21 protein-coding genes and 1 tRNA gene are annotated in these 26196 nt (G+C 34.7%); 10 read left to right on the top strand and 12 right to left on the bottom strand.

Annotation, left to right across the window (positions count from 1 at the left end; translation table 11 throughout):
* Positions 1–326 precede the first annotated feature (326 nt).
* The 3 genes from FQU23_RS01820 (at position 327) to FQU23_RS01810 (ending at position 2144) form a co-directional block, all read left to right on the top strand.
* Positions 327–713, top strand: coding sequence for a DUF302 domain-containing protein (locus FQU23_RS01820; protein WP_147672340.1), 387 nt, complete (start codon positions 327–329; stop codon positions 711–713).
* Positions 714–1042: 329 nt separating this feature from the next.
* A tRNA-Glu gene (locus FQU23_RS01815) sits at positions 1043–1114 on the top strand.
* A 652-nt stretch (positions 1115–1766) separates the two neighbouring features.
* Complete coding sequence (locus tag FQU23_RS01810) at positions 1767–2144, top strand: hypothetical protein (RefSeq protein ID WP_147672339.1); 378 nt, start codon at positions 1767–1769, stop codon at positions 2142–2144.
* A 311-nt stretch (positions 2145–2455) separates the two neighbouring features.
* On the opposite strand, the gene FQU23_RS01805 is transcribed toward FQU23_RS01810, so the two are convergent.
* The 6 genes from FQU23_RS01805 to FQU23_RS01780 all read right to left on the bottom strand — a co-directional run bounded on the left by FQU23_RS01805 (position 2456) and on the right by FQU23_RS01780 (position 6321).
* On the bottom strand, positions 2456–2791 hold the full coding sequence (locus FQU23_RS01805; RefSeq protein WP_410503906.1) for a YegP family protein: 336 nt from the start codon (positions 2789–2791) through the stop codon (positions 2456–2458).
* Positions 2792–3161: 370 nt separating this feature from the next.
* The gene (locus FQU23_RS01800; RefSeq protein ID WP_147672337.1) at positions 3162–3716 is read right to left on the bottom strand and encodes a hypothetical protein; all 555 of its coding nucleotides are present in this window, start codon (positions 3714–3716) and stop codon (positions 3162–3164) included.
* A gap of 119 nt (positions 3717–3835) precedes the next feature.
* Positions 3836–4348: a hypothetical protein gene (locus FQU23_RS01795; protein WP_147672336.1), complete on the bottom strand. Its 513-nt coding sequence runs from the start codon at positions 4346–4348 to the stop codon at positions 3836–3838.
* A gap of 56 nt (positions 4349–4404) precedes the next feature.
* The gene (locus FQU23_RS01790) at positions 4405–5106 is read right to left on the bottom strand and encodes a hypothetical protein (RefSeq protein WP_147672335.1); all 702 of its coding nucleotides are present in this window, start codon (positions 5104–5106) and stop codon (positions 4405–4407) included.
* A gap of 60 nt (positions 5107–5166) precedes the next feature.
* On the bottom strand, positions 5167–5646 hold the full coding sequence (locus FQU23_RS01785; RefSeq protein WP_147672334.1) for an SRPBCC domain-containing protein: 480 nt from the start codon (positions 5644–5646) through the stop codon (positions 5167–5169).
* Positions 5647–5796: 150 nt separating this feature from the next.
* Positions 5797–6321 carry a hypothetical protein gene (locus FQU23_RS01780; RefSeq protein ID WP_147672333.1) on the bottom strand — a complete coding sequence of 175 codons (525 nt, stop codon included), beginning with the start codon at positions 6319–6321 and terminating at the stop codon, positions 5797–5799.
* 417 nt (positions 6322–6738) lie between these two features.
* Here FQU23_RS01780 and FQU23_RS01775 point away from each other — a divergent pair, with 417 nt between their 5' ends.
* From FQU23_RS01775 to serB, 4 genes are all read left to right on the top strand, one after another.
* Positions 6739–8064 (top strand): trigger factor, encoded by a 1326-nt coding sequence (locus tag FQU23_RS01775; protein ID WP_147672332.1) that lies wholly within the window; start codon positions 6739–6741, stop codon positions 8062–8064.
* A 312-nt stretch (positions 8065–8376) separates the two neighbouring features.
* Positions 8377–9051, top strand: coding sequence for an ATP-dependent Clp endopeptidase proteolytic subunit ClpP (gene clpP / locus FQU23_RS01770; protein ID WP_147672331.1), 675 nt, complete (start codon positions 8377–8379; stop codon positions 9049–9051).
* Between the two features lie 85 nt (positions 9052–9136).
* Positions 9137–10369: an ATP-dependent Clp protease ATP-binding subunit ClpX gene (gene clpX / locus FQU23_RS01765; protein WP_132108579.1), complete on the top strand. Its 1233-nt coding sequence runs from the start codon at positions 9137–9139 to the stop codon at positions 10367–10369.
* A gap of 162 nt (positions 10370–10531) precedes the next feature.
* Positions 10532–11776 carry a phosphoserine phosphatase SerB gene (serB, locus tag FQU23_RS01760; RefSeq protein WP_147672330.1) on the top strand — a complete coding sequence of 415 codons (1245 nt, stop codon included), beginning with the start codon at positions 10532–10534 and terminating at the stop codon, positions 11774–11776.
* A 194-nt stretch (positions 11777–11970) separates the two neighbouring features.
* Here the strand turns inward: serB and uraA are convergent, their stop codons facing one another.
* Positions 11971–13260, bottom strand: a complete 1290-nt coding sequence (gene uraA, locus FQU23_RS01755; RefSeq protein WP_147672329.1) for a uracil permease — start codon at positions 13258–13260, stop codon at positions 11971–11973.
* Positions 13261–13687: 427 nt separating this feature from the next.
* Positions 13688–15214: a GH3 auxin-responsive promoter family protein gene (locus FQU23_RS01750; RefSeq protein ID WP_147672328.1), complete on the bottom strand. Its 1527-nt coding sequence runs from the start codon at positions 15212–15214 to the stop codon at positions 13688–13690.
* 200 nt (positions 15215–15414) lie between these two features.
* On the opposite strand from FQU23_RS01750, the gene FQU23_RS01745 reads away from it, so the two are divergent.
* On the top strand, positions 15415–16209 hold the full coding sequence (locus tag FQU23_RS01745) for a DUF2797 domain-containing protein (RefSeq protein WP_147672327.1): 795 nt from the start codon (positions 15415–15417) through the stop codon (positions 16207–16209).
* 83 nt (positions 16210–16292) lie between these two features.
* Here the strand turns inward: FQU23_RS01745 and FQU23_RS01740 are convergent, their stop codons facing one another.
* Both FQU23_RS01740 and sppA read right to left on the bottom strand, forming a co-directional pair.
* Positions 16293–18923, bottom strand: coding sequence for an AsmA-like C-terminal region-containing protein (locus FQU23_RS01740; protein ID WP_147672326.1), 2631 nt, complete (start codon positions 18921–18923; stop codon positions 16293–16295).
* Positions 18924–19156: 233 nt separating this feature from the next.
* The gene (sppA, locus tag FQU23_RS01735; RefSeq protein WP_147672325.1) at positions 19157–20917 is read right to left on the bottom strand and encodes a signal peptide peptidase SppA; all 1761 of its coding nucleotides are present in this window, start codon (positions 20915–20917) and stop codon (positions 19157–19159) included.
* A gap of 139 nt (positions 20918–21056) precedes the next feature.
* Here sppA and folK point away from each other — a divergent pair, with 139 nt between their 5' ends.
* The gene (gene folK, locus FQU23_RS01730; protein WP_147672324.1) at positions 21057–22193 is read left to right on the top strand and encodes a 2-amino-4-hydroxy-6-hydroxymethyldihydropteridine diphosphokinase; all 1137 of its coding nucleotides are present in this window, start codon (positions 21057–21059) and stop codon (positions 22191–22193) included.
* 111 nt (positions 22194–22304) lie between these two features.
* On the opposite strand, the gene FQU23_RS01725 is transcribed toward folK, so the two are convergent.
* Both FQU23_RS01725 and FQU23_RS01720 read right to left on the bottom strand, forming a co-directional pair.
* Positions 22305–22841 carry an RNA methyltransferase gene (locus FQU23_RS01725; protein WP_147672323.1) on the bottom strand — a complete coding sequence of 179 codons (537 nt, stop codon included), beginning with the start codon at positions 22839–22841 and terminating at the stop codon, positions 22305–22307.
* Positions 22842–22916: 75 nt separating this feature from the next.
* On the bottom strand, positions 22917–23351 hold the full coding sequence (locus tag FQU23_RS01720; RefSeq protein ID WP_132108561.1) for a DUF1573 domain-containing protein: 435 nt from the start codon (positions 23349–23351) through the stop codon (positions 22917–22919).
* A 163-nt stretch (positions 23352–23514) separates the two neighbouring features.
* Here FQU23_RS01720 and mutS point away from each other — a divergent pair, with 163 nt between their 5' ends.
* A complete protein-coding gene (gene mutS, locus FQU23_RS01715; protein WP_165425712.1) occupies positions 23515–26121 on the top strand; it encodes a DNA mismatch repair protein MutS in 2607 nt (868 codons plus the stop codon).
* Positions 26122–26196 lie beyond the last annotated feature (75 nt).

The raw sequence follows: 26196 nt of genomic DNA, 5'->3' as shown, positions 1-26196 counted from the left end.
TTTGGCTTAATTAGATTTCGAACGATTAGATGACGGAAAATGACGGAGAAATTGAAAGCAGAAAAAATGCACAAGAGTAAAATGAAAGGGATGGATAAAAAAGGGGAAAAGAAAGATTATCATAAAGCACTTCAATACTATTTTTAACTCTAATACTATACTATTATGAATAATACAGGACATGACGGAATGCATATGGATGGCTACTCATTTATGGGAATGCACTGGTTTTGGTGGGGCTCCATACTGATTTTTGCACTTATATTATTAGTTATAGCTCACCGGTATAGAAAAGGAAAGAGATAATAATTTAAAAATAAAATATTATGGAATATTATTTTAGTACAACAATTAACGACAGTTTCGAAAATGCAATTCAGAAAGTTACTGAAGCCCTTAAAACGGAAGGATTCGGGATATTAACAGAAATAGACTTAAAAGCAACCTTAAAGAAGAAACTGGATGTAGATTTTTACAATTATACGATTCTCGGGGCTTGTAATCCAGCTTTCGCGCACAAAGCATTATTAGCAGAAGATAAAATAGGAACCATGCTGCCTTGCAATGTCATTGTTCAGGAGAGAGTAAAAGGTCAGGTAGAAGTATCGGCGGTTGATCCAGCCGCTTCCATGCAAGCAGTAGAAAATACAGCACTTGCAGATATCGCAACAGAAATTAGAGAAAGGCTAGAAAAAGTTATCAGTACTTTATAGTATAAGATAGCTGCTCAGCTGACGTTTCATTAATTTTTAATTCAATTTCCCAAGTGTTATCTTTCTAACTATATTTTAGGAGTAGGAACAGTTAGATTTTGGGGTGAATTTCAATATTAAGTTGTTTTTATCCAATTAAGCCATTTCAATTAAAAAGAAACGAAGCTGCAATATAAAAATATTGCAGCTTCGTTTTTAGCGCTAAGTGCTAATGATGAATTAATTAGAAATTTGAAATAAAAATAAATCTAATAATACGCTCTAGTTTTAGGATTTGGCTTTGCGTATCTCAAAAATAGTTCTATTTTTGCACCTGCATAGAAAATTAAGGCCCGTTCGTCTATCGGTTAGGACGCATGGTTTTCATCCATGTAAGAGCGGTTCGATTCCGCTACGGGCTACAAAATTATACAAATTGCGATTTAGATTCTTTTGAAAATTAAAATTGCTACTACGAAAATCAGAATATATATTACAAAAAAAAAGCCTCGAAAATTAAACTTTTCGAGGTTTTTTTTTGTTTATTCGAAAATTATAGTACTTCAACTATTAGAATTTTGTTTGTAACAAAAACAACTGCAGGAGAGCTTCGGGTTCAACGGGCCAGTTTACGATCAAAAACATGGTAATTATACAAGAATTGTAGGTAATTGTGTTAGTCCATTGCAATTCAAAGGTGTTAAATTTGCTTAGATGAATTAGTTGAAGACATTTTTATTAAAGACGCTTCACTATAAATACAATAACTTGGAGTGTTGGATTGATTTCTCGTCCCCGAGGAATTATCGGTTATTATGCAATCGTTCATGTTGTTGCGGCATTTATTTAAGCGCTGTTTATTGTAGGTTTTGTTGTTCTAGAAATAGGACGACTATAAAAGAAAAGTAGTTTATAAAAGAAAATTCCACTTGCGTCTAACCTTCGAAAAAGGCTAAAGGTTACAGGTTTTAAGGAATATTCAAAATAGGGAATGGGAAAGCAAATAGAAACAACTTTTTTAGAACACACTTTATAAAATATAAAATCAATTATTAATTTAATAAAAATAACATTATGTCAGGAAAAAATAAAAAACAATTTGGTGTTTGGATGGATTCATATCACGCAACTATTGTAGGGCGAGAAAATGTAGATTCAGGTGATTTTGTAATATTAGGTCATGAAAAGGTTGAAGATGAATTTCTTCATACAGATGAAAAAGCAATAAACAATGCGGAAAAAGATTTAATCCAAAAATTGTTTAAAAAAATTACTGCACATATGCAAAATGTTGATGAGCTGCATGTGACTGGAACTGGAACTGCTCAAGAGCAATTTATTAATTATTTAAATGAAACTCCACAATATAAAAATGTTGCCGCTAAAGAAAGCACATCTAATAAAATGAGTGATCAAAGTTTAATTGAATATGTGGATGCGCAGTTCAAATAGTCATTTTTAATAAACAAAGCTGATTTATCAGTTTAAATGTATGCCCCAAAAAGCCTTGTGCTATTTGGGGCATTTTTGTTATAAAGTCTCCTGACTTTTGCGGTTTTATATTCGAATGGACTTGTTGAGTGAAATCAGTAATATGTTGTTTTAAAGTGTGAAGACTTAATTGCGACTTTGGTTTGTAAGCTGATTTTTAGAAGAACTCAAAGTCAGGAGACTTTGGGCAGCTGGGGAACACCAGAACAACTAAAAAAGCCATCTTAATATTTTAAACTATTTTTTTATGAACTTAAGTCTATAAAATCAACTTAAGCTGTCTGATCATCGATTGTTGCCTCAGTAGCATTATTCTTAACCGATTCAATTCCTTTGTCTCTTGATGCCGCGCTTGAATAAATTTCACTCGTTCCGATAACCTGATGATTAGCTGCTTTCAAGTTGAAGTACGGCTTTCCGATGGACGATTCTTTGCGTTCATAGTTCGCGTCTTCCGAGGCATTTTTGCGCACAGATTCCATTCCGTTTTCGCAGGCAGCTCGAGAGTTATATGCTTCGCTAGCCAGAATAATCTCGCCATTTCCTGCTTTCAAGTTAAAATGGAACGATCCATTTTCCGATTTAGTAATTACAAATTTTCCCATAATAATATAGTGTATTGATTAGTATAAATTTAAGGAAAATATCGTTGTAAGAAAAATAAAAGTGATTTATTTTATTTTTGGAAAAAAAAAACTCGAATTTTGGTATAATTCTTTGATTACCTTCAAATATCTCATTGCGATAACCGGGTCTTTGGCGAGTAAGTTGGTAGCATTAGTCCTCAACATGGCAGCAAGGGGACGTCCGGCTGCGCTTTGCATGCTTTTCCTAATTCAAAGGCGATTTGTTTCAGGGTGAAGACCTGCGCTAACGTTTGCGCATATCCGCTCGGAAAACACATTACAAACAAAGTCATTGTGAGGGGCGAAGCAATCTTATTTGCTGCATAATATATTCTTTTCTTGTAATTATTATCTATAACGGAAACGAAATTCCAAATGCAGCTGCTCCAGCAAATTGTTTTGCACTAGGGTGAAAATAATAGGTAAAAGCAATGTCAAAATTATGTTTTGGTCCCAGCTCCAATCCTAAAGAGAAAGGAATGTGTAGAATTAATCCACTTTTATCGATATTAGTGTAAGGCGTAACTGTCTCAAACGAGCCTATAGAAGCACCAATTCCAGTTTCTATATAGGGTGAGATCCACGGAATGGGAGCTTTAATTCGTGCTTTTCCTCCAATTAAAAACGCGTTAGAAGTTGACCTGTAATTTGCTTGGCCTTGTTGGTCCTTGTTTTCTTCTGCTTTTGTTAGGATAAGTCCGGCATAAGGCCTTATGTCTATCCAGCTTTTAAGATCAACGACATATTCTCCTTGTAAATAAAAACCGGATCCAATAACGTCAAACTCGTCAGTAGGGGCGCTTAATCCTAAGCCAACAGAAACGTTAATGGATTTTTCTTTTACAAATTGGGCTTTGACTTGAGACGAAGCAATTATTGTAAAAATGAGTAGGAGTAGTTTTTTCATTTTGTTTTATTGTAAGCTGCGTAAAGTCATTCCTTCGTTCCGCTAGCTAACGGAACGAAGTATGTGTTTAGTTGTGTAGCATGTGGTGTGTCATTTGCGAAATTCTGCAAAGTCAGATTCTATTTAGTTATTATAAATTCAACATTTACTAGTTTAACAGACTTTACAACACCTAAATTTAGAGAAGATTCCTTGTCAAAGGTTATGGTGCAGTTTGAATTTGCTTCAATTTGATTGCAAGGAAGTGAAGTGGCCGATCCGAAATCACTTGAAGAGACTAGGCCGTCAGCATCAACAGTTATTTTTGCTGTGCCTTTCACAGTATAGTTATTGGGGTTGTTCAGTTTTATTTTGAATTGGAACCTTGAAGTATTGTTTCCAGTGTCAGGAGTAAATTGAAATTGAATCACTTCATATGTGAAATTCTGCAGTTTGTCTAGTTCTTTTATTGGAGTTACTTCATAATCACAGGGAACTTCCATCTTGTATGCTGGATTGTAAGAGGTTCCTGTAGGTGATGTTATTACTAATTCTGGAATCGTAATGGTTTTTGTACAGTCGCCGTTACCTGAGCAACTAAATATTAAAAAGCTAATTGACAGTAATAGTGCTGATTTTGTGATTTGGTTCATATAGGTTTAGTATGGTTCGGTTTTTATTTTAATTGTATTCTAAAGTGAAATAGATTTTAATGATAATTAAATTCATAAGTATGACTCGATGCATCTTTAAATTCAAAATCAATATGTTTTTTATTAGCCAGTTTTTCAAGTTTCGAATATACATGAAATAGTGTCGTGTCCATTCTGCTGCCAGATATTTTTTTTGTGTAACCATTTTTTGAATACTGAAATTTTTCTGACCAAATTTCTTTAAAGTTTCCGTTAAAATGAAGGCGCTTTATTTCTCTTCCTTTAGAATCATAAAAAACAGAATCGGTTAGTTTTATTGCGTATTCCGGATTTGGATCTTTGGTAGGAAACATTTCCCAACTGTTAGTTGTAATAACTTCTAGATTTCTGGTTTTATAAGATTTCCGAATGAAGCGTACTGCCGAATCAGGCTCATGCATCGTTTGTATTTTTAGATTTTCTTTTGGATTGTATTCATAAAACGAAAATTGTCTAACTACACAAGTATCTTGCTTTTCGAAATAATCACAGTTGGTTTCCTTAGTCTTTTTCCCATTCAGATATTCTATTTTAAAAACACTATTGCTTCTTTGATTTCCAAAGTTTCTTTCTAAGATTTTGTTGCCTTTTTTGTCAAATTCAGCAACTCGACTTTTAGTTGAATTGTTGTCGTTTTTATTGTATTCAGTTATTGATTTTATTTTTGGACAACATCCAATAATAAAAATAAAAAGAATTAATTGGAGCAATTTTTTCATAATAGCAATAATTGTATTTTTTATGCTTTGTGTTTACTAGCGGGACGCTAGCGCCAGCCTTTAGACTTGTTCTTTAAACACTCTATTGAGATTCTCAAAAAACATTTTCCATCCATCTGTAATTCCTAAACTAAGAACATTTTCTTTTTGTTTCTCTGTCGCAAAACTTGAATATACCTTCATTAAGGTTTTGTTTCCTAAAGACTCGAAAATTATCTCGGTAATTATTGGTTCGTTGTTTTCTCTGTTGTCATCCCAAGAATCTCTATATACAAGTCTATTTGGTTTGTCAAGCAAAATATATTCTCCTTTTGTTGGATAAATTTCTCCTTCTGGGGATTTCATATGAATCCTGAAGTATCCGCCAACTTTCAGATCCATTTCTGCTTGAACAATAGAAAATCCAGTCGGACAGAACCACTTTTTAAATACCTCTAATTCAGTCCACGCATGGTAAACAGAATTGCAGTTTGCGTTTATTTCGTAATCAACTATTAATATTGGTTCTAGATGGTTATCTGTCTTAAAAAGCTCTTTCATATTTTCTTTTTTTTATTAGCTATTGACCACAATGCCTGCTAGCGCGATCGTCTCGGTAGTGCCTGGAATCTAAATCAAATGTTATTTGTTTTTCAAATAGTAGGATTATTATTTAACTAAAGTTCTTGTTGCTCTTTTTTAGCTTTGTGTTCACGAGCGGGACGCTTTCGCTAGCAGGGGAATTTTATTAAAAGATAGAACTCTTCCAGTTCTTTTTAAAAATGTGATTTCTAAAATGTCATTTTCGATCCAATTAGTGCAAAGGTCTTTATTTAAAACAAACTTCATGTTTACGTTTTTTGGTCGTTCTTTGATTACCATTTCAAATTCGTTGTTTCCGCGCCATACTTTTTGTATGATTTTTGTGCGGTAGCAATATTTGTATCCTTCGTCTATGTCTCTATTAAGAAGCGTAATTCCTAAATGATATATTAAAAAGATAGTGAGACCATTAATTACGGTAGAAACAAGTAAGGCATTTTCAAAACTCATGCGCTGGATTAATGAATTATGCGTAATTCGCGCTGGGAGAAAAGGCATTATTGGAATTAATAAAAAAAAGATTAGACAGGCACGAAATGTGCTTTTTCTTTCTCTTGGAAGTATTTCATAAATCAATAAGTCGATGTCATCTTTAGAAAATGACTTTTTTTCAATGTTTATGTCTGTTTTCAAATTCTTTTAAATGAATTTTTTTTTAATGTGTTTGGTTCAAATAGAGTTAGAAACTTTTTTTATTTATTGTAATTTGCTTCTTCTTTTACTTGGAAAGTTAATTCAAATTTATCGCTTTTTTTACATAAAAAAACGCTTTTTAATCGTAATTATGATTTTGATTTATCAAATTTAGCGTGAAGGATGGCAGTGAAAATCCTTTTATGGAGCGTAGCGCAATAAAAGATTGTAACGAACAGCCTGGCCTGTAGTTTTTACGGAAGGACACGCCCAAAATATTTGCCATTTCAAACCTCTGATTTTGTCAAATAACGGCCTAAAATTCAAGCCTGAAGGTTCGGGCTTAAAAAGCTTGGATGGCTTGTAAAAATTTTATAATTTTGCAGTCGAATTTTATCAAGTAAATTAAAGAAGAAGATGGATATCAAAAGAGTAGCAATAGACGCTGTAAACGAGACGATTGTAATTACAGTTGTACACATGGATTACAAAGGTCAAGTAGCAAAAAGAATAAACGAAAAAATGCCTTTGGCTACCGTTAAAGGGTTTAGAAAAGGGGCTGTGCCTAAAGATCTTGTTGAAAAACAATACGGTAAGAAAATAAAAGAAGAAGAAGTTACTAAAGTGGTTGATTTAGCTTTAGAGCGTTTCTTGCAAACGGAAAGATTAAACCTTCTAGGGACTCCGCTTCCTAAAGTAAACGAAGATTTTTCTTGGGATGCTGAAGAATTAGTTTTTGAATATGAAATTGGACTAGTTCCTGACTTTACATTAGACTTAGAGGCTAAAAACGACATCGTGAAATATGTAGTTACTGCTGATGATAAATTAATCGAAGGTCAAGTAGCACGTATCCAAAAACAATTTGGAACTGCAATTCCTCAAGATGTTGTTACTGCAGAATCTGATGTTACTGGAACGTTTACAAACGAAGAAAAAGGAATTAATAACGCAACTACTATCGCTGCTGATCTTTTTAAAGATAAAGCTACTTTTGATTTATTCATTGGTAAAAAAGTAGGTGACGTTGTTACTGTAAATACTAAAGGTTTATTTGAAGACGACCACCAATTGATGGACGTGATGAAAGTAGCTCATGATGATGTTCATGGATTAGATGTTGATGTGAACTTTACTATTGAAGCAATCAACACAGCTGAATTAGCGGAACTAAACCAAGAATTGTTTGACAAATTGTTTGGTGAAGGAGCAGTTGCTTCTCTTGACGAATTGAAAGCAAAAATTAAAGAAGATGCTGAGGCGCAATTTGCAACTCAAGCAGACCAAAAATTATTAGGTGATGTTACTGAATTCTTAATCGAAAGCACAAAATTCGATTTGCCTTCAGAATTTCTTAAAAAATGGTTGCAAACTGTAGGTGAGAAAAAATTGTCTCCTGAAGAAGCTGAAGCTGAATATGCACGTTCTGAAAAAGGATTGCGTTTTCAATTGATCGAAGGTAGAGCAATGGCTCAATCTGACATCAAAATCACTTTTGAAGACTTGAAAACTTTTACTACAAAAAACATCCGTCAACAAATGGCACAATACGGACAAACTAACCCTACGGACGAAGAAGTTCAAGGAATTGTGGCGAGAGTATTGTCTAACCAAGACGAAGTAAAAAGACTTTCGGATCAAGTTGTAGCTGAGAAATTGTTAGAATTGTTTAAAGAAAAAGCAAATCCAACAACTAAAGAAGTTACTTACGACGAATTTATTGCTGCGTCTTACGGAGAATAATTTCTAAAAAATTAAGTATATTTGAGCGTCAAAGGAAAATTCTTTTTGGCGCTCTTTTGTTTCAATTAATTTTAGGAGCTAATCCAGCTAATCGTTACAAGTTTTTTTAGTGCTGCCTTTTTTTGTAAGATAAAAAAAGAGCTTCCTCTGGTCGCTTTTTTTTACCAACAAAAAATAGTCAGCCCTTTCAAAAAGCTTTTCACTTTTATCTGGGCTAAAAAAGAAGACATATTGACATCATTTGTAAAGAGGTACGACCTTTGCATTAAAGAGAAATACTAGATATAACGTAAAACTTAGAACACATAAAATATGAACTACGGTAAAGAATTTAAAAAGTTTGCTACAAAGGATCACGGGGTAAATGCAATGTATTACGATAAAATCGTTGCGGCAATGAACCCTACTAATATGACACCATATATCATCGAAGAGCGCCAGTTGAATATATCTCAATTAGATGTTTTCTCGAGATTGATGATGGACAGAATTATTTTCCTAGGAACAGGAATTGACGACCAAATTGCAAATATCGTTCAAGCACAATTACTATTCTTAGAAAGCGCCGATGCTTCTAAGGACATTCAAATTTATTTGAACTCTCCAGGAGGAAGCGTTTACGCAGGTTTAGGAATTTATGACACGATGCAATACATCAAGCCAGACGTTGCTACAATTTGCACGGGAATGGCAGCTTCTATGGGAGCGGTATTGTTATGCGCAGGTGCCGAAGGGAAACGTTCTGCATTGCCACATTCAAGAGTAATGATTCACCAACCATCAGGAGGAGCGCAAGGTGTTGCTACTGATATGGAAATCAACTTACGTGAAATGTTGAAACTGAAAGATGAGTTGTATAAAATTATCTCTCAGCACTCAGGACAACCATTCGAGAGAGTGCATAAAGATAGTGAGCGTGACTACTGGATGATTGCTGATGAAGCAAAAGAATACGGAATGATTGATGAAGTTTTAAGAAGAGGATAAGAATTTGTCGAAAGTCAAAAGTTCTAAAGTCAAACGTACAGTATGGACTTTAACACTTTTGACTTTATGACATTAGACTAAAAAGATGGCGAAAGAAAAATTAGAATGCTCATTTTGCGGAAGGAAAAAACCAGACACGAATTTATTGATTGCTGGAATTGATGCGCATATATGCGATAAATGTATTGAGCAGGCGCATGGAATTGTTTTAGAAGAATTAAAAACTAGTGGTAGTTCAAAATTAGCAGGGGATCTTATATTAAAGAAACCAAAAGAGATTAGAGCATTTCTAGATCAATATGTGATAGGGCAAGACCAAACTAAAAAAGTAATGTCAGTTGCGGTTTACAATCACTACAAGCGTTTGATGCAACAGCAACTAGACGATGAAGTGGAGATTGAAAAAAGTAACATCATCATGGTGGGACAAACTGGAACAGGAAAAACACTAGTAGCTAAAACAATTGCTAAAATGCTGGATGTTCCTTTGGCTATTGTGGATGCAACTGTATTAACAGAAGCGGGTTATGTAGGAGAAGATGTTGAAAGTATTTTGACACGTTTGCTTCAAGCAGCTGATTATGATGTGGCTAAAGCAGAACGCGGAATCGTTTTCATTGACGAAATAGATAAAATTGCTCGTAAAAGCGACAATCCATCAATTACACGTGACGTTTCTGGTGAAGGAGTGCAACAAGCATTATTGAAACTATTAGAAGGAACTGTTGTGAATGTACCGCCAAAAGGAGGACGCAAGCATCCAGACCAAAAATTCGTTGAGGTAAATACTCAAAATATCTTGTTTATAGCCGGTGGTGCTTTTGACGGAATCGAAAGAATTATTTCGAAAAGATTAAATCGTCAAGCCGTTGGATATTCTACTTCAAAGAATGTAGATAACATCGACAAAGAGAATTTATTGCAATACATCATCCCTAAAGACATCAAAGACTTCGGATTAATTCCAGAGATTATTGGTCGTTTACCGGTATTGACACACATGGATCCTTTAGACAGAGAAACCCTTCGCGCGATTCTGACTCAACCTAAAAATGCGTTAATCAAACAATATCAGAAATTGTTTTTAATGGATGAGGTTGCGTTTTCAATCACTGACGAAGCATTAGATTTTATTGTTGATAAAGCTTTAGAGTACAAATTAGGAGCTCGTGGATTGCGTTCTTTATGTGAGGCAGTCTTGACAGATGCGATGTATGAATTACCAAGTTCAGATACTAAAGTATTAGAAATTGATAAGGACTATGCAAAAGAAACTTTAAATAAGAATTTATTGAAGCGATTAGAGATTGCTTCATAGATATTACATTTTTATCAAAAACAGTAGCCCGTTCATTCGATTGAACGGGTTTTTTTGAGGCTAATTTGAAGTATTTGTTATTGTTTGAAAAAACAAAGACGATTCTTTTTTATAAACAAATAGATTCCCGATTTTTGCGACTTCTAAATCAATAAGGACCAAATGGCAAAGGAAGATAAAGAGATTATTTTATTAAAAGTTTCTGGACAAGATAAACCAGGCGTTACTGCTGGCTTAACCGCGGTATTAGCTACCTATAATGCGATAGTTTTAGACATTGGTCAGGCTGATATTCACGAAACGCTGTCTTTAGGGATTTTGTTCGAAATTGAGGCAGGTTCTTCTTCGGGTCCTGTTTTAAAAGACTTATTGTTTAAAGGGTATGAACTTGGAATTAAAGTGAAGTTCGTTCCTATTTCTATTGACGATTATGAAAGTTGGGTGAAAACACAATCCAAGCAACGGTATATCATTAATATTCTGGGAGAAACATTGGCTGCTAAACAAATAGCTGCCGTGACCAAAGTAATGTCTGATCAAAACCTGAATATTGATACAATAAAAAGATTAACCAGTAGAGCCTCTGTTGTTGTAAAAGAAGAAAATCCTCGTTCTTGTGTGCAATTATCCGTGTCCGGAATCATGCAAAACAAGGCTTTAATGACGGCTAGTTTTATGGAAATATCGAGATCCATGGATGTAGATATTTCTTTTCAAGAAGATAATATTTATAGAAGGAATAGGCGCTTGGTTTGTTTTGATATGGATTCGACGCTTATACAAACAGAAGTGATCGATGAATTAGCTGATTTGGCTGGTGTAGGAGAGCAGGTAAGAGAAATTACAGAAGCTGCGATGAATGGCGAAATTGATTTTAAAGAAAGCTTTAAACAACGCATGGCTTTGTTAGAGGGATTAAGCGAAGAGGTGCTGCAAACAGTTGCTGAAAATCTACCTTTAACAAAGGGGGCACACCGTTTAATGAAAGCTTTGAAATATTACGGATATAAAACGGCAATTTTATCGGGAGGTTTCACCTTCTTTGGGAAGTACTTACAAAAAGAATTAGGTATTGATTATGTACATGCTAATGAACTAGAGATTATAGATGGTAAACTAACAGGTAAGTATCTCGGCGAAATTGTAGATGGCAAGAAGAAAGCAGAATACTTAAGAGAAATTGCAGAAAAAGAAGGGATACATATCAATCAAACTATAGCGGTGGGCGATGGCGCTAACGATTTGCCTATGTTAAATTTAGCTGGTTTAGGAATTGCTTTTCACGCTAAGTTAACGGTAAAAGAAAGCGCTGAAAGTTCTATTTCGAGCTTAGGCTTAGATGGTGTTTTATATTTATTAGGATATCACGATAGACACATTGATATGAATATGGAGAATAATATATAGAAAGAAATAGAAATCTTTTGATTGATTCGAATTTCCCTCTTTCAAATATTTATATAAATAGAAAGCCACTCGATATTGAGTGGTTTTCTCTTATAGATAGATTGGTATTGCTGTGCTAAGCAATTATTTAAAAAGACATTTTTATCGAAAGTAAATATGCTGTTGTTTTAAAAATAGACATCGCATTCGAATAATTATGCTTCGTCGTTCATTAGACCAATCTTGTCGAGCAGCCAGAAAATTAACGATAACAAAACTCCAGCGATGGCTGCAAATGCCATTCCTTTTAGTTGAACAGTTCCTACAGTTATACTAGCGCCGCTTACACCAACAATAAAAGTAATCGCACCAAGAACCATATTTCGATTTTTACTAAAATCTACTTTTTGCTCCACAAACATCCTGAAACCCTGTACTGCAATTACGCCATACAATAACATTGTAATTCCGCCCATCACCGGAATGGGAATTGTAGAAATAGCGGCAGAAATTTTCCCGATAACTGAAAAAATGATTGCCAAAACTGCCGCGCCACGGATTACCCAAACAGAATAAACACCAGTTATTGCCATGACTCCTATATTTTCACCATAAGTTGTATTAGGCGGAGAACCTACCATACCTGATAATACATTACTGATTCCGTCACCAAGTAGAGAACGGTGAAGTCCTGGTTTTTCCATTAAGTCAGAATTTGTTATTTTTCCAGTAACTATTAAATGGCTGATATGTTCAGCAAGTACTACAATACAGGCGGGAGCAATTATAATGATGGCATTCAAATCGTAAACCGGAGCTTGAAATTTAGGCAAAGAAAACCAAGCTGCCTCGCTAATTTTGGCAGTATCAACTATTCCCATGAAGAGTGCCAGAAAATAACTAGCGACGACGGCAAATAGAATTGGAATCACCTGCAAAAATCCTCTGAACAATACAGTCCCAATAATCCCAATAACTAAAGTAAACATTGAAACTAGAATCACAGTACTGTCTGCTACAAAAGGAGCAACAACACTACCGATATCTGTTGGCCACGGAGCAAGTCCAGCTTGTTGTGCAGCAACTGGAGCAAGTTCCAGTCCGATGATAGCAACGACTGCACCCATTACTGCCGGAGGCATTACAACATCAATCCATTTTATTCCCCATTTTTTCACAACGAAAGAGATGGAAATAAAGAACAATCCGAAAAATATAAATCCTGACTGCGCATGTCCTAAACCACCATAACTGCCAATGATAAGAGAAGCGGGAGCAATAAATGCAAAACTCGATCCCAAATATGCGGGAATCCCGCCTTTAGTAATCCAAGTATAGATTAAAGTCCCAATTCCGTTCATTAATAAAGCGATTGCTGGATCGACACCCAATAAAATAGGAACTAATATTGTGGCGCCAAACATAGCGGTAAGATGCTGAAAACTGAGTGGTATACTTTCGAGTATTGAAGGTTTTTGGTGAATGCCAATTATTTTTTTCGCCATTGCAATAGTGTTTATATATAAGAATTGGAGGCTAGTCCGCTTAAAGAAATCTGTCTAACCGATTATTAAAGTTGCGAACTTACTCTATTTTTTATTTTTTTACGATTCCTTAGAAATGCATTAAAGTAACCCAATGTACTTCATCCGTTTTTTAGATACGCTTTTTGTGATTGAAGAATGTTTTCCTTGTAAAAACGAAAACTCCCTTTTTGTTATAATATGACAAGGGAGTTAATCAAAATATTGTTTTTTAATACAAAATTATTAACTGATACATATATTAGATGCTGTCTTTTCAAGCTGTATTGACTCTAGTTGTTGGGTATTTTTGCAAAGTGCTCGTGGTCCACAACCCATGCGCTTTGGTCCGCAGGAACTGAGAATAAATAGTGAAATGGAGATGTATATCAATTGCTTCATAATTTATTTAGCATAAAATTTTGACCTGCATATTCTTTAATTGTTCGAGATAATCTCTTTGGTTTGATAACCTCGGGATTTTATGTTGTCCACCTAGTTTATCTTTTTCCTTTAGCCAATCGTAAAACAAATTTTTACGAGCGACATTAATAATTAGCGGATTTAACGTCATGTTATTGCGACGTTTTGCTTCGTAATCAGAATTTAGGCTTTGTAATGTTTCGTCTAATATGTTTTGGAAAGTGTCAATGCATTTTGGAACTTCTTTAAATTCAATCATCCATTCATGTGCTCCTTTTTCTTTATCGATCATGAAAACCGGTGCCACAGTATAATCTACGACTTCGGCGTGGGTGATTTTACAGGCTTTGGCAATAGCCAAATCAGTATTTTCGACCATTAATTCTTCTCCAAATACATTTATGTGATGCTTTGTTCTTCCTGTTACTCGAATGCGGTACGGACTTAAGGACGTGAAACGAACGGTGTCACCAATAAGATAACGCCACAATCCGGAATTGGTAGTAATGACGATCGCATAATTTTTAAAAAGTTCTACATCTGCTAAATGAACTACCTTTTGATTTGGTGTTCCAAAAGTATCCATTGGGATAAACTCATAGAAAATTCCGTAATCGAGCATTAACAATAAATCGCTTGAGTTATTGAGATCCTGAATGGCAAAAAAACCTTCGGAAGCATTGTATATTTCGTAATATTTAAAGTCCTTTTTAGGGAGTATTTTGTGATATTGGTCACGGTAGGGTTCAAAATTTACGCCGCCATGAAAGTATACTTCTAAGTTGGGCCAAATTTCAAGTAGATTTCCTTTTCCGGTTTCTTCGAGCATTTTATTCATTAGAACTAACATCCAAGAAGGAACACCGGCAAAACTGGTTACATTTTCTTTTTTGGTATCGTTGATAATAGCAGCAATTTTTGTTTCCCAATCACTCATGAGCGAAATCTTATTACTTGGGGTGCTGCTAAATTCAGCCCAAATAGGCATATTCTCAATAAGAATAGCCGATAAATCACCAAAGAAAGAATTATTATCCTCATATATTTGTGAGCTACCACCCAAACGAAGACTTTTACCTGTAAAAAGCTCGGAGTTTTCATTGTTGTTCAAATACATGCACAACAAATCCTTACTTCCTTTATAGTGGCAATCTTCTAGCGCCTCAGGGCTAACCGGGATAAATTTACTTTTGGCATTCGTTGTTCCGCTGGATTTTGCAAACCATTTTATAGGTGTTTCCCAAAATAAATTTTGCTCACCGCTACGGGTGCGCTCAATCAAGGGATGAAACTCTTCGTACGTACTTATAGGAACTCTCTCGGCAAAAGTAGCATAAGAGTTTATGGATGCATAGTCATATTCTTTGCCTAAATGTGTGTTTTTTGCGGATTGAATTAAATTCATAAGTAGCTCTTCTTGAACCTCATTAGGGTATTTCAAGAATAGTTCTATTTGATGGATTCGCTGTTTTAGAACCCAAGAAGCAAATGAATTTATTAGTTGAATAGCCATTTTTAAAAAAGAGGTTTTAGGTTTAGCATTTAAGATTTGGCATTTGAATATCAAATAACAAATAGTAACTTTACAACGTGATCAAAAATAGTCAAAAATTCTAGTATTCCTAATGATTGCACATCATTTCGAAGCATGAATCACTCATTTCTCAGAATTACGTCTACTAAAGATAAAAAAAATAATCTACAAATAAACCTATGCAATACGAAGGAGTACTTACTAAAATGCAAACTGAATTTGGAAACCCAATTCAATATTATTTAGTTTTCGAAGATAGTTTTCTAAATGTCAACCAATTATTGGATAAAAATATTGAATTTAATTTTTTAGGTTACCAATGTTTGAATTGCGGAAAAAAGAAGAAAATATTCCGTCAGGGATTTTGTTACGATTGCTTCTATTCAAGTGCTGCAGTAGGAGATTGGATTATGAAACCGGAGTTGAGTACAGCTCATTTAGGGATTCAGGATAGAGATTTGGCTTATGAGGTAAAAGTACAGCTGCAGCCTCATATTGTGTATTTAGCATTGTCTAGCGAGGTAAAAGTAGGGGTTACTCGAAAAACACAAGTGCCAACCCGCTGGATCGATCAAGGCGCAAACGAAGCCATATCAATTGTAGAAGTTCCAAACAGATATTTAGCCGGAATTACCGAAGTCGCCTTGAAAAATCATTATGCTGATAAGACAAATTGGCGAAAAATGCTGACTAATTCTATTGAACATGTTGACCTCATTGCCGAAAGATTTAAGCTGGAAAATTTGATTCCCGATGAAGTAAAAGAATATTTCTATTTGAATAAAAGTGATTTATACGAAATGCATTATCCAGTGCTGCATTATCCAACAAAGGTGAAAAGCTTAAGCCTAGAAAAAACTCCAAATTTTAGCGGCAAATTAACTGGAATAAAAGGGCAGTATCTTTTATTCGAAGACGGAACTGTTTTTAATATTAGAAGTTCTGAAGGTTATGTGGTAAGTATCGCCTTCTAATTCGAAAATCAATTCTATATAAAAAAAGAGGAATCTTAAATCTTTGAGATTCCTCTTTTTTTATTGCTATTTAGAAATAGCTATTAATTAACTTTGGTAGTATCTACTACTTTTTTCTTTTTGGTAAACAGGCCTTTAATTAAGTCTTCTGCTTTTGCTTTGACCTCTTCTTTTGCTTTTGTTTGCACTTCTTCTTTGGTAACAGGGACCACTGCTTTAGTCGTGTCTCCAGGCTTTTTGTTTTTATTGATCAAATCAGTCAAGGCAGATGTTCCTTGTTTCACTAATCGCTCTTTCTGTTGTGCTATCAATTGATTAGTCAAATTTGTCACCGCAGTTTTAATATCAGTACTTATTTTAGGGTTCGAAAAATTCCCTGTTAATGTGGCATTAACGGGAATACTTTCCATTTTTGCAGCATCACTCGCTGATAATTTAGCTATAAGTGCATTCGCTTCTGTTCCTAGGTATTTAGCAGGCACATCAAATTTGATGTTGTAATTCATGGTTTGATCGAAACCATGTGTTCCGCCGATATTCGCTTTAATATCTTTATAATTGATGTTAAAAGGTCTTACGCTGACCATTCCGTCCTTGAAAGTAACTGCTGCTTTCAGGTCATTTAAATTGATTTTACTGACATCAATGAATTTTAAATTAGAGCCTAGCGCAGTCAATAAAGTTGAGTTGGTTGTGTTTACGGTTGTAGAAAGTAACTGTCCTAATAAATCTCCGGTAAGTGTTTTTAAATCTGGGCGCATTGCAGTTGCATCAAGATTTCCGTTTAGTTTGATGGTAGAATTCAGTTTTCCATTAATAATTCCTGCTATTGGAGCTAGTTTTTTCAATAGGTCTAATTGGGTAAATGACTGTGCAATATCTACCTGTTTTAGCGAAAGATCCATGTTAAAAGTAGGTACTTTACCTTTTGTAGAAACCGCTCCGTTCAAGCCAATGATTCCATCAAAAATTGATGATTTTATGTCCTGCATTGTCAATTTCTCATCCTTTACAATCAGTTTTCCCGATACATTTTTCAATGTTAGATTATCATACAACACCGTATTAGCTTTCGCGGTAAGCGAGCAATTTAAAAAGGCTGGAATTTTCATCGCCTCTGTTTCTGCCACAGCTTTCGAATCCGTTTTGCCAGCTTCTTCGGTAGTCATGAAATCACTTACCGCCAGTTGATTTGAATTCAAATAAAAATTTCCTTTCAACTCCTGGTTCTTAAAAATGAAACCGTAAAAATTTTCCAAAATTCCGGTGACGCTTAGATCACTCTTGCCTGTTGTAGCGTCAAATTGTTTTAAATTTACCTGACTTGGATTAAACTGAATCAGAGCGGTACTGATGTTCATCGTTTTTCCATTTTCATCAGCATATTTAAAACCAGACAAACTCATAGTCCCGGCATTATTGATTTTCTCATATTGGCTTTTTTCTACAGACTGCATGTCAAATTTAGTCGTTACATCTGCTTTTAAAATTCCACTTAAAGGTTTCTCTAATTTTATAGGATAGGCTTGAGATACATTCGCTAAATTGATTGTTCCTTTTAAGGCAGCGTCAACTAATGCGTTTTTAGTAATATTTCTAACATTTGCTTTGGCATTAAAAACATCTTGATCTATTCTAAAAGACAGTTTATCAAGATTGATATAGGTATCATTTAAAATCCCGGTTTCATTTATAATTTTACTGTCAATGATTATATTTTGAATGGACTTTGGTAAATTAGGATATTGAACGGAAGCATTGTTGGATGCAATATCAATACTGAATTTTGGTACTGTAGTATCAGAATACAATCCTTTGGCAAAACCAACAACCGTGAAATCTCCAGTTGTCTTTACATTATCTAAACTAGCCGCGTACGCTGCCGGGAAAACTCCTAAGAAATTTTTAAATGAAGAGGTAGGTGTTTTAAACTTTAAATCATATTCTTGACCGGCATCAACGAGTTGGATAAATCCATCAAATTCTAAAGGCAACTGATTGATTAATGCTTTGTTTTCTTTGAAAGTATATTTGCTTTGGTCCAAATCTATTCCTAAAACTGCATCTAAAGTTAGTGCAACATTTTTCATGTAGTTGACCTTATCCATGTCAAGGGTAACTTTGGCAGTTGATTTTGTAACTAAATCTAATTTTGAGGAAGCAAAATCACCAGTTCCCTGATGATTGAGACTATCGATAACCATTTTTATTTTAGAACTCTCGTCAAAGTATTTGAACTTGAAATTTTCAATTTCGTACTTTTTAATATTTAAGGTTAAGGGTTTACTTGCGGGACTGGTTTCTTCCTTTTTTATGGCTATGTCATAATTCCCAATTCCGTCTTTATTGAATAGAATGTTTAGCATACCATTTTTTGTTGCTATTCCTTGAATTTCCATAGCTTCATCTTCTCCTTTAAAAAGTTCTTTAATAGACATTTTTAAATTTATTTCTTCGATAGAGACAAGTGTGTCGCCTTCAAATGGAGCTTTGTTGATAATGTCTAACTGATATAAAGTGACATTCGCATTTGGGAAATTTTTAAACAAACTTAAGTCGGCATCTTTAAAGCTAACTTTGGCATCTACTTTCTTGTTTATAGCCTCTGTAATTTTAGCTTTTATTTGATCTTTGAAAAAATAAGGTACTGCAAATAATGTTACAATAAGTAGCACAAGTATACTCCCAATTATTTTTAATATTTTACTTAACATATGTGTATAGATATTTTGTTTTCTGATTATATAGCAAAAATGCAGCCGAATTTATTTACAAAAATAGCGTTTTATAGAGTAGGCGGACTTTAAAGTTTTCATAAATAACAGTTTGCTTCTTTTTTGTCTTCCAAAAGATAATAAATTTTGTGGCAAGAAGAATTGAATTGCTCAAAAAAAAAAATCCGTTTGACAGAATGTTCAAACGGATTTAAATTGTAAACGGATTTCTTTTACTGAATGTTTATTTCAAACGGCATCGCCATTTGGATGCCTTTTTGAGATTTTACTTTCTTTATTTCCTGTAAAATCCTGTAATTTTCTTCACCTATTTCTTCCTTGATGAAGCTGGCTTTCGATTCTGAAAAAGGGAAGCCGGCAAAAAGATCGTCTAGATTTTTTTTATACTCAGGATAATTTTGTGTTTTGTAGGTTTTTATTTTTGCTATAGCTGCCGCTTCCTTTATTGCATCTTTAAGACCTCCAATTTTATCGACAAGACCTAGCTTAATTGCTTCTGAACCTGTCCAAACTCTACCTTGGGCGATGGAGTCAACTTGAGCGAAAGTCATGTTTCGACCTTCGGCGACATGCGTAACGAAGGTTTTGTAAATGTATTCTACGCCTTCTAGCGTTACTGCCTTAAATTTGTCATCAAGTGGTACAAATGGACTGTAATTAGCAGAATTCTCATGTGTTTTTACTTGCTGTGTGTGGATTCCAAGTTTAGTTGTTAATTGGGAAAAATTAGGTAATATTCCAAAAACACCTATAGAACCGGTAATGGTATTGTTCTCTGCAAAAATAGTGTTTGCATTACAAGCAATATAATAGCCTCCAGAAGCTGCATAATTACCCATAGAAACAACTACAGGTTTTACTTTTTTAGTTAATTCGACTTCTCTCCAAATTAGATCTGACGTAAGTGCGCTTCCTCCTGGGCTGTCAATACGAAGGACAATGGCTTTGACATCCTTGTTCTTTCTTGCTTCTTGCAAAGAACGACGCATGGAGCCTTCCCCGATAGTATTAACGTCACCTTCTCCACTTTGAATTTCTCCTTGTGCATAAATAATTGCAATTTGATTTTTGGAATCGACAATTGTGGAAGTAGTCGTCATCTTTTTAGTATAGTCAAAGATGTTGACTTTGTTGTAATCTTCGTCTTTTTTTACTTTCAATGCTTTTCTAATGGCATCGTGATAAACATCTTCATAAGCGATAATATCCACTAATTTCTGTTGTTTTGCCATTTCAGGAGTTCGAGCAAGAAGACCATTTGCGATTTCATTTAGTTTATCAACGGTGATATTTCTACTTTTCGAAATGTCGACTGTAATAGAATTCCAAACGGAGTTTAATAAGGCGGTAACTTGTTCTCTGTTTGCAGCGCTCATTTCGTTTTCCAGGAATGGTTCGACTGCACTTTTATATTTTCCATGGCGTATAACTTCCATTTTTACTCCAGTTTTTTCTTGGAAATCTTTAAAAAACATAAGTTCAGCAGATAGTCCTTTAAAATCCATATCTCCCACAGGATTTATGTAGATAGGGCTGGCAACTGAGTTAAGATAATATTCTTTTTGGGAATAGGAATTGGCGTAAGCCATTACAAATTTTCCTGATTTTTTAAAACTTTCTAATTCATCTCTCAAGGCTTTGCTTTGTGCCATTCCTAAAGTAGACTGGTTATTTAAAATGGAAATTCCTTTAATGTTGTCATCTGTTTTAGCTTCTTCTATCGCTTTGATGACATCGCTTAATCCCACACTTTTTTTATCGGAAAAAATAGTAATCCAAGGATCTTCATATTTTCCCGCATAGTCGTGTTTTATGTGTTCGAGATTCAATTCGATAACGGAATTATTTTTGACAGTTACAGTTTCAGTATCTCCGCCAAATACTGCAGCGATAATGACTATTCCAAAAAAGAACAGCATGAAAAAAATAAATAGACCAATAATGGTCGCCAATACATTTCCTAAAAACTTCATAATTAGATTTTTATTTATTAGTAGTAAAAAATGTTGAAACGTTACAGCTTTGTATTTGCAAAAACTGAAAATTAGTTACTAACACTTTGTACAAATATATCGCTATTTATAAAATTGTTTTAGTTAATTTGTGGTTAATATGAGATCACAACATCAGGTAATTTTATCTATAGGCAGCAATCAAGGGAATCGACTCGAAAACGTGAAGAATTGCGTCACCTTGATTCATAATAAAATTGGAACGGTAATTAAAGTTTCTAAGCTATATGAAACTCCGTCTTGGGGTTTTGACAGTGATGTATTCTATAATTGCGCATTAGTGCTGCACACTTTTAGTTCTCCACGCAAGATTCTAAAGGAAGCCTTGAAGATTGAAAAGGAAATTGGGCGCATTCGCAACGACGAGAAAGGTTATCAATCTCGTATTATCGATATTGACCTGATCGCTTTTAACGAAGAAGTAATAGACTCCGAAAAGCTCCAAGTTCCACATCCGTTAATGCAGAATCGAAAATTTGTATTGTTGCCAGTCCAAGATTTGCATTTAGACTGGAAGCATCCTATTTTAAAGAAGAGTATTTCTGAGTTAATAGAGGTTTGTAGGGATGATAGTAATTGTGTAGTTGCTCATACTTTAGAAAATCCATTGCAAAACATTTCATTAGAGCAATTCAATTATGTTGCTTTGGAAGGGAATATTGGAGCGGGAAAAACGACTCTAGCGACAAAAATAGCGGAGGATTTTAATGCTAAAACGGTGCTAGAGCGCTTTGCGGATAATCCTTTTCTGCCAAAGTTCTATGAAGATCAAAATAGATATGCGTTTCCACTAGAAATGTCATTTTTGGCCGACAGATACCAGCAGTTGTCCGATGATTTAGCGCAATTCGATTTGTTTAAAGATTTTATAGTTGCCGATTATCATATTTTTAAATCCTTGATTTTTGCTAAAATTACTTTGGCAGATGATGAGTATAGGCTTTATCGCAATCTGTTCGATATTGTTTACAGAGAAATGCCCAAGCCCGACTTGTATATTTATTTGTATCAAAATTCAGAACGCCTTTTGCAAAATATAAAGAAAAGGGGTAGAAGCTATGAACAAAAAATTCCAGCGGATTATTTAGATAAAATCAACAGCGGATACCTAGACTATATAAAATCACAAACAGACTTGAATGTTTTAATCATTGATGTCTCCGACAAAGATTTCGTGAAAAATCAAGAGGACTATCTGTTTGTTTTAGAAGAAATAAGAAAAAAAATCGCTGGCTGATTTATCTTTTCAATGTAAAGTGACCTCTAATTTCGGGTTTGTTATTGTTTAGTTTTAAAACATAGCCATAATCAAAAGCATACAAAAGGACTGCTTTGTATTTCGAATAAATCATTTAGGCCATTTCATTTTTTGAAATACATCCCAAACAACGATCCCTACACTCACTGAAATATTTAAAGAATGTTTAGTGCCTAACTGCGGAATTTCGATGCATCCATCGCATAATGCAACAGCTTCTTGAGAAACTCCGTGAACTTCATTTCCAAAAACTAAAGCATATTTTTTGTTGTCTTCGACCTCAAAATCCTGCAGAAAAATGGCGCTTTCCACTTGCTCAATTGCTAGTGTAGTCACATTCTCTTTCTTTAATTTTTCAATTACTTCCAGAACGCTTGTATGATGCTCCCAAGTCACTGTTTCGGTGGCGCCAAGTGCTGTTTTGTGAATCTCTTTATTGGGAGGTGTTGCAGTGATACCACACAAATATATTTTTTCGATTAAAAAGGCATCGGCAGTTCTAAAAACAGATCCAATGTTGTGTAGACTGCGTATGTCATCTAATACAATAATAATTGGAGTTTTTTGTGAATTTTTGAAATCTTCGATTGATTTTCGTTCTAACTCACTGTTTTCTAGTTTTCTCATTCTAGTTTTTGGTTTTTTAAAATAAAAAAAGCTTCCAGAATTAGGGAAGCTTTTTTATTATATTGTAATAAAAATTTAGCTTTTCGTACCTTCAGCAGCTAAAACATTTCCTTTTATCGTTAAAACTTTTGTAGAGGGAGTAGCGTTAGTTGTCAAAGTCACTGTTTTGTTAAAGGCTTGTCCACCTCTAGAAGTATCATATTTTACACTGATAACTCCTTTTGCGCCTGGAGCAATTGGCTCTCTTGGGTAAGTTGGTACAGTACATCCACATGAACCTTGAGCATTTGTTATAATTAAAGGTTTGTTACCGTTGTTAGTGAATACAAAATCACGTTTTCCATCAGAGTTGTATGCAACAGTTCCGTAATCAATCGTTTCAGAAGCAAAAGCCATTCCCGCTCCGTTCACTTTAGCAGCAGCTACCTTTGTCATTTTTGTAGTTTTTTGTGCGTGAGAAGTAGTTACTCCTAGAACGGTAAGCATCGCAAGTAAAAGTATTTTTTTCATTTCTTTTCGTTTTTATGATTAGTACAACAAAGCTAAAGAAAAAATCATGCCAATAGCTTAAAATTTACTTAAAAATGGATTTAATTTTTGAAGTGATAGTTATTCGTTATAAAATATTTAAATTCGCTGTCACATTTTAAATTAATTAAATACAAAATATAAGTTGGCATCTAAAGATAAAGAGGTTAAGGAAACACCATTAATGAAGCAGTATAATGAGATCAAAAGGAAGTATCCAGATGCTTGTTTACTGTTCAGAGTAGGTGATTTTTATGAAACATTTGGAGAAGACGCGGTTAGAGCTTCAAAAATATTGGGGATCACCCTAACCAAGCGTGGTGCGGGATCTGCTACAGAGACTGCGTTAGCGGGTTTCCCACATCACTCTATAAATACTTATTTGCCAAAATTAGTAAAAGCTGGACTTCGTGTCGCAATTTGCGACCAACTCGAAGATCCTAAAATGACGAAGACAATTGTAAAACGTGGTGTAACTGAGCTTGTGACTCCGGGAGTTTCCATGAACGATGAGGTTTTACAGTCAAAAACTAATAATTTTTTGGCCTCGGTATTTTTTGCTAATAAATCAATTGGTATTTCTTTTTTAGATGTCTCCACTGGGGAGTTTCTTACGGCTCAGGGAAATGCAGAATATATAGACAAGTTATTGCAAAACTTCAATCCTAGTGAGGTTTTGATTCAAAAAAATAATAAAATGGATTTCAAGGAAAACTTTGGTGATGACTACCACTGTTTTTATTTGGAAGATTGGATTTATAAAGAAGATTACGCATTCGAAATCCTGACTAAACATTTTCAAACTGTTTCTCTTAAGGGATTTGGTATTGAGGATTTAAAAGAAGGAATTATAGCATCGGGAGCTATTTTATATTATTTGTCGGAAACCCAACACAATAGAGTACAACATATCACGGCGATTCAACGTATTGCTGAAGACGCTTATGTGTGGATGGATCGCTTTACGATTAGAAATCTGGAATTATATCACAGTTACAACCCAAATGCAGTTACGCTGCTAGATGTGATTGATAAAACACTTTCGCCAATGGGTGGTCGTTTACTAAAACGTTGGCTGGCGCTACCTTTAAAAGACGCTAATAAAATACGAAACCGCCATCAAGTTGTTTCTTATTTGCTAGAAAATCAGGAAGTACTGCATAAAATGCAGCACCAAATCAAGCAAATTTCCGACTTAGAGCGTCTTATTTCGAAAATTGCGGCAGGGAAAGTGTCGCCTCGTGAGGTGGTTTATTTGAAAGAATCATTAGATGCTATTATTCCGATAAAGACTTTGGCTTTAGAAAGTCCGCAGGAAGCGGTAAAGATTATTGGGGATAGTTTGCATAGTTGTGATTTATTGCGAGAGAAAATAAAAACTACCCTAAATCAGGATGCACCTGTCGCTATTGCAAAAGGAAATGCTATTGCGAAGGGAGTTCATGCTGAGTTAGATGAGTTACGCGCGATTTCAACTTCTGGAAAGGAATTTTTAGACGGAATTGAAAAACGCGAGTCTCAGTTAACAGGGATTTCTTCGCTGAAAATATCCTTTAATAACGTTTTTGGATATTACATAGAAGTTAGAAATTTACATAAAGATAAAGTTCCTGCAGAGTGGATTCGAAAGCAAACCTTAGTGAATGCGGAACGTTACATTACCGAAGAACTGAAGGAATATGAAACCAAGATTCTAGGTGCTGAGGAGAAAATACAAAAAATAGAGGCTGAGCTTTTTGAGCAATTGGTAGCTTGGATTGCAACTTACATTAAACCGGTGCAGCTGAATGCTAATTTAGTTGCTCAGTTGGATTGTTTATGTTCGTTTACGCAGTTGGCGATCGAAAATCGATATGTCTGCCCAGAACTAGATGAAACATTCGAACTAGAAATTAAGAATGGAAGGCATCCAGTTATCGAAAAACAATTGGCAGTAGGTATGCCGTATATTGCTAATGACGTTTTTCTAGACAGAGTAACACAGCAGTTGATTATGATTACAGGGCCCAATATGTCTGGTAAGTCGGCAATTCTACGTCAAACGGCTTTGATCGTGCTATTAGCTCAAATGGGAAGTTTTGTTCCTGCAGATGGTGTTCGAATGGGAGTGGTTGATAAAATATTCACCAGAGTAGGAGCTAGCGATAATATTTCGATGGGAGAATCTACCTTTATGGTCGAAATGAACGAAACTGCTTCTATTTTGAACAATATTTCAGATAGAAGTCTAGTCTTGTTAGACGAAATAGGAAGGGGGACAAGTACTTATGACGGGATCAGCATTGCTTGGGCAATTGCAGAGTTCTTGCATGAGCACCCGTCAAAACCTAAAACATTATTTGCAACGCATTATCATGAGCTAAATGAGATGAGCGAATCATTGTCTAGGATTCAGAATTATAATGTGGCCGTGAAGGAGTTAAAAGACACGGTGCTTTTTATTCGAAAATTAGTAAAAGGAGGAAGTGCTCATAGTTTTGGGATTCATGTTGCAAAGATGGCAGGAATGCCGCAAATCGTAATATTGAAAGCGCAAAAGCTTTTGAAGAAATTAGAAAAGAATCATTCCAGCGATGTGCTGAATGGTATTAAATCTGAAAAAGACGAAATGCAGATGAGTTTCTTTAATTTAGATGATCCTTTATTGGAAGAAATCAAGGAGGAAATTTTAAATTTAGATATAAACACCGTAACTCCTGTAGAGGCGCTGATGAAACTCAATGAAATAAAGAGAATGCTTACCAGGAAATAAATTTATTTGTTTTTTAAAGTTTAGGTTATCAAAAGGTTAGCTATTTTATTTGTTTTTTTAGTAAAAAAGGCTTGT

This window comes from Flavobacterium sp. XN-5 (assembly GCF_008033395.2).
Taxonomy (GTDB): Bacteria; Bacteroidota; Bacteroidia; order Flavobacteriales; family Flavobacteriaceae; genus Flavobacterium; species Flavobacterium hiemivividum.
Note: the sequence above shows the minus strand (reverse complement) of the source record. Positions and strands in the feature narration are given on the sequence as shown.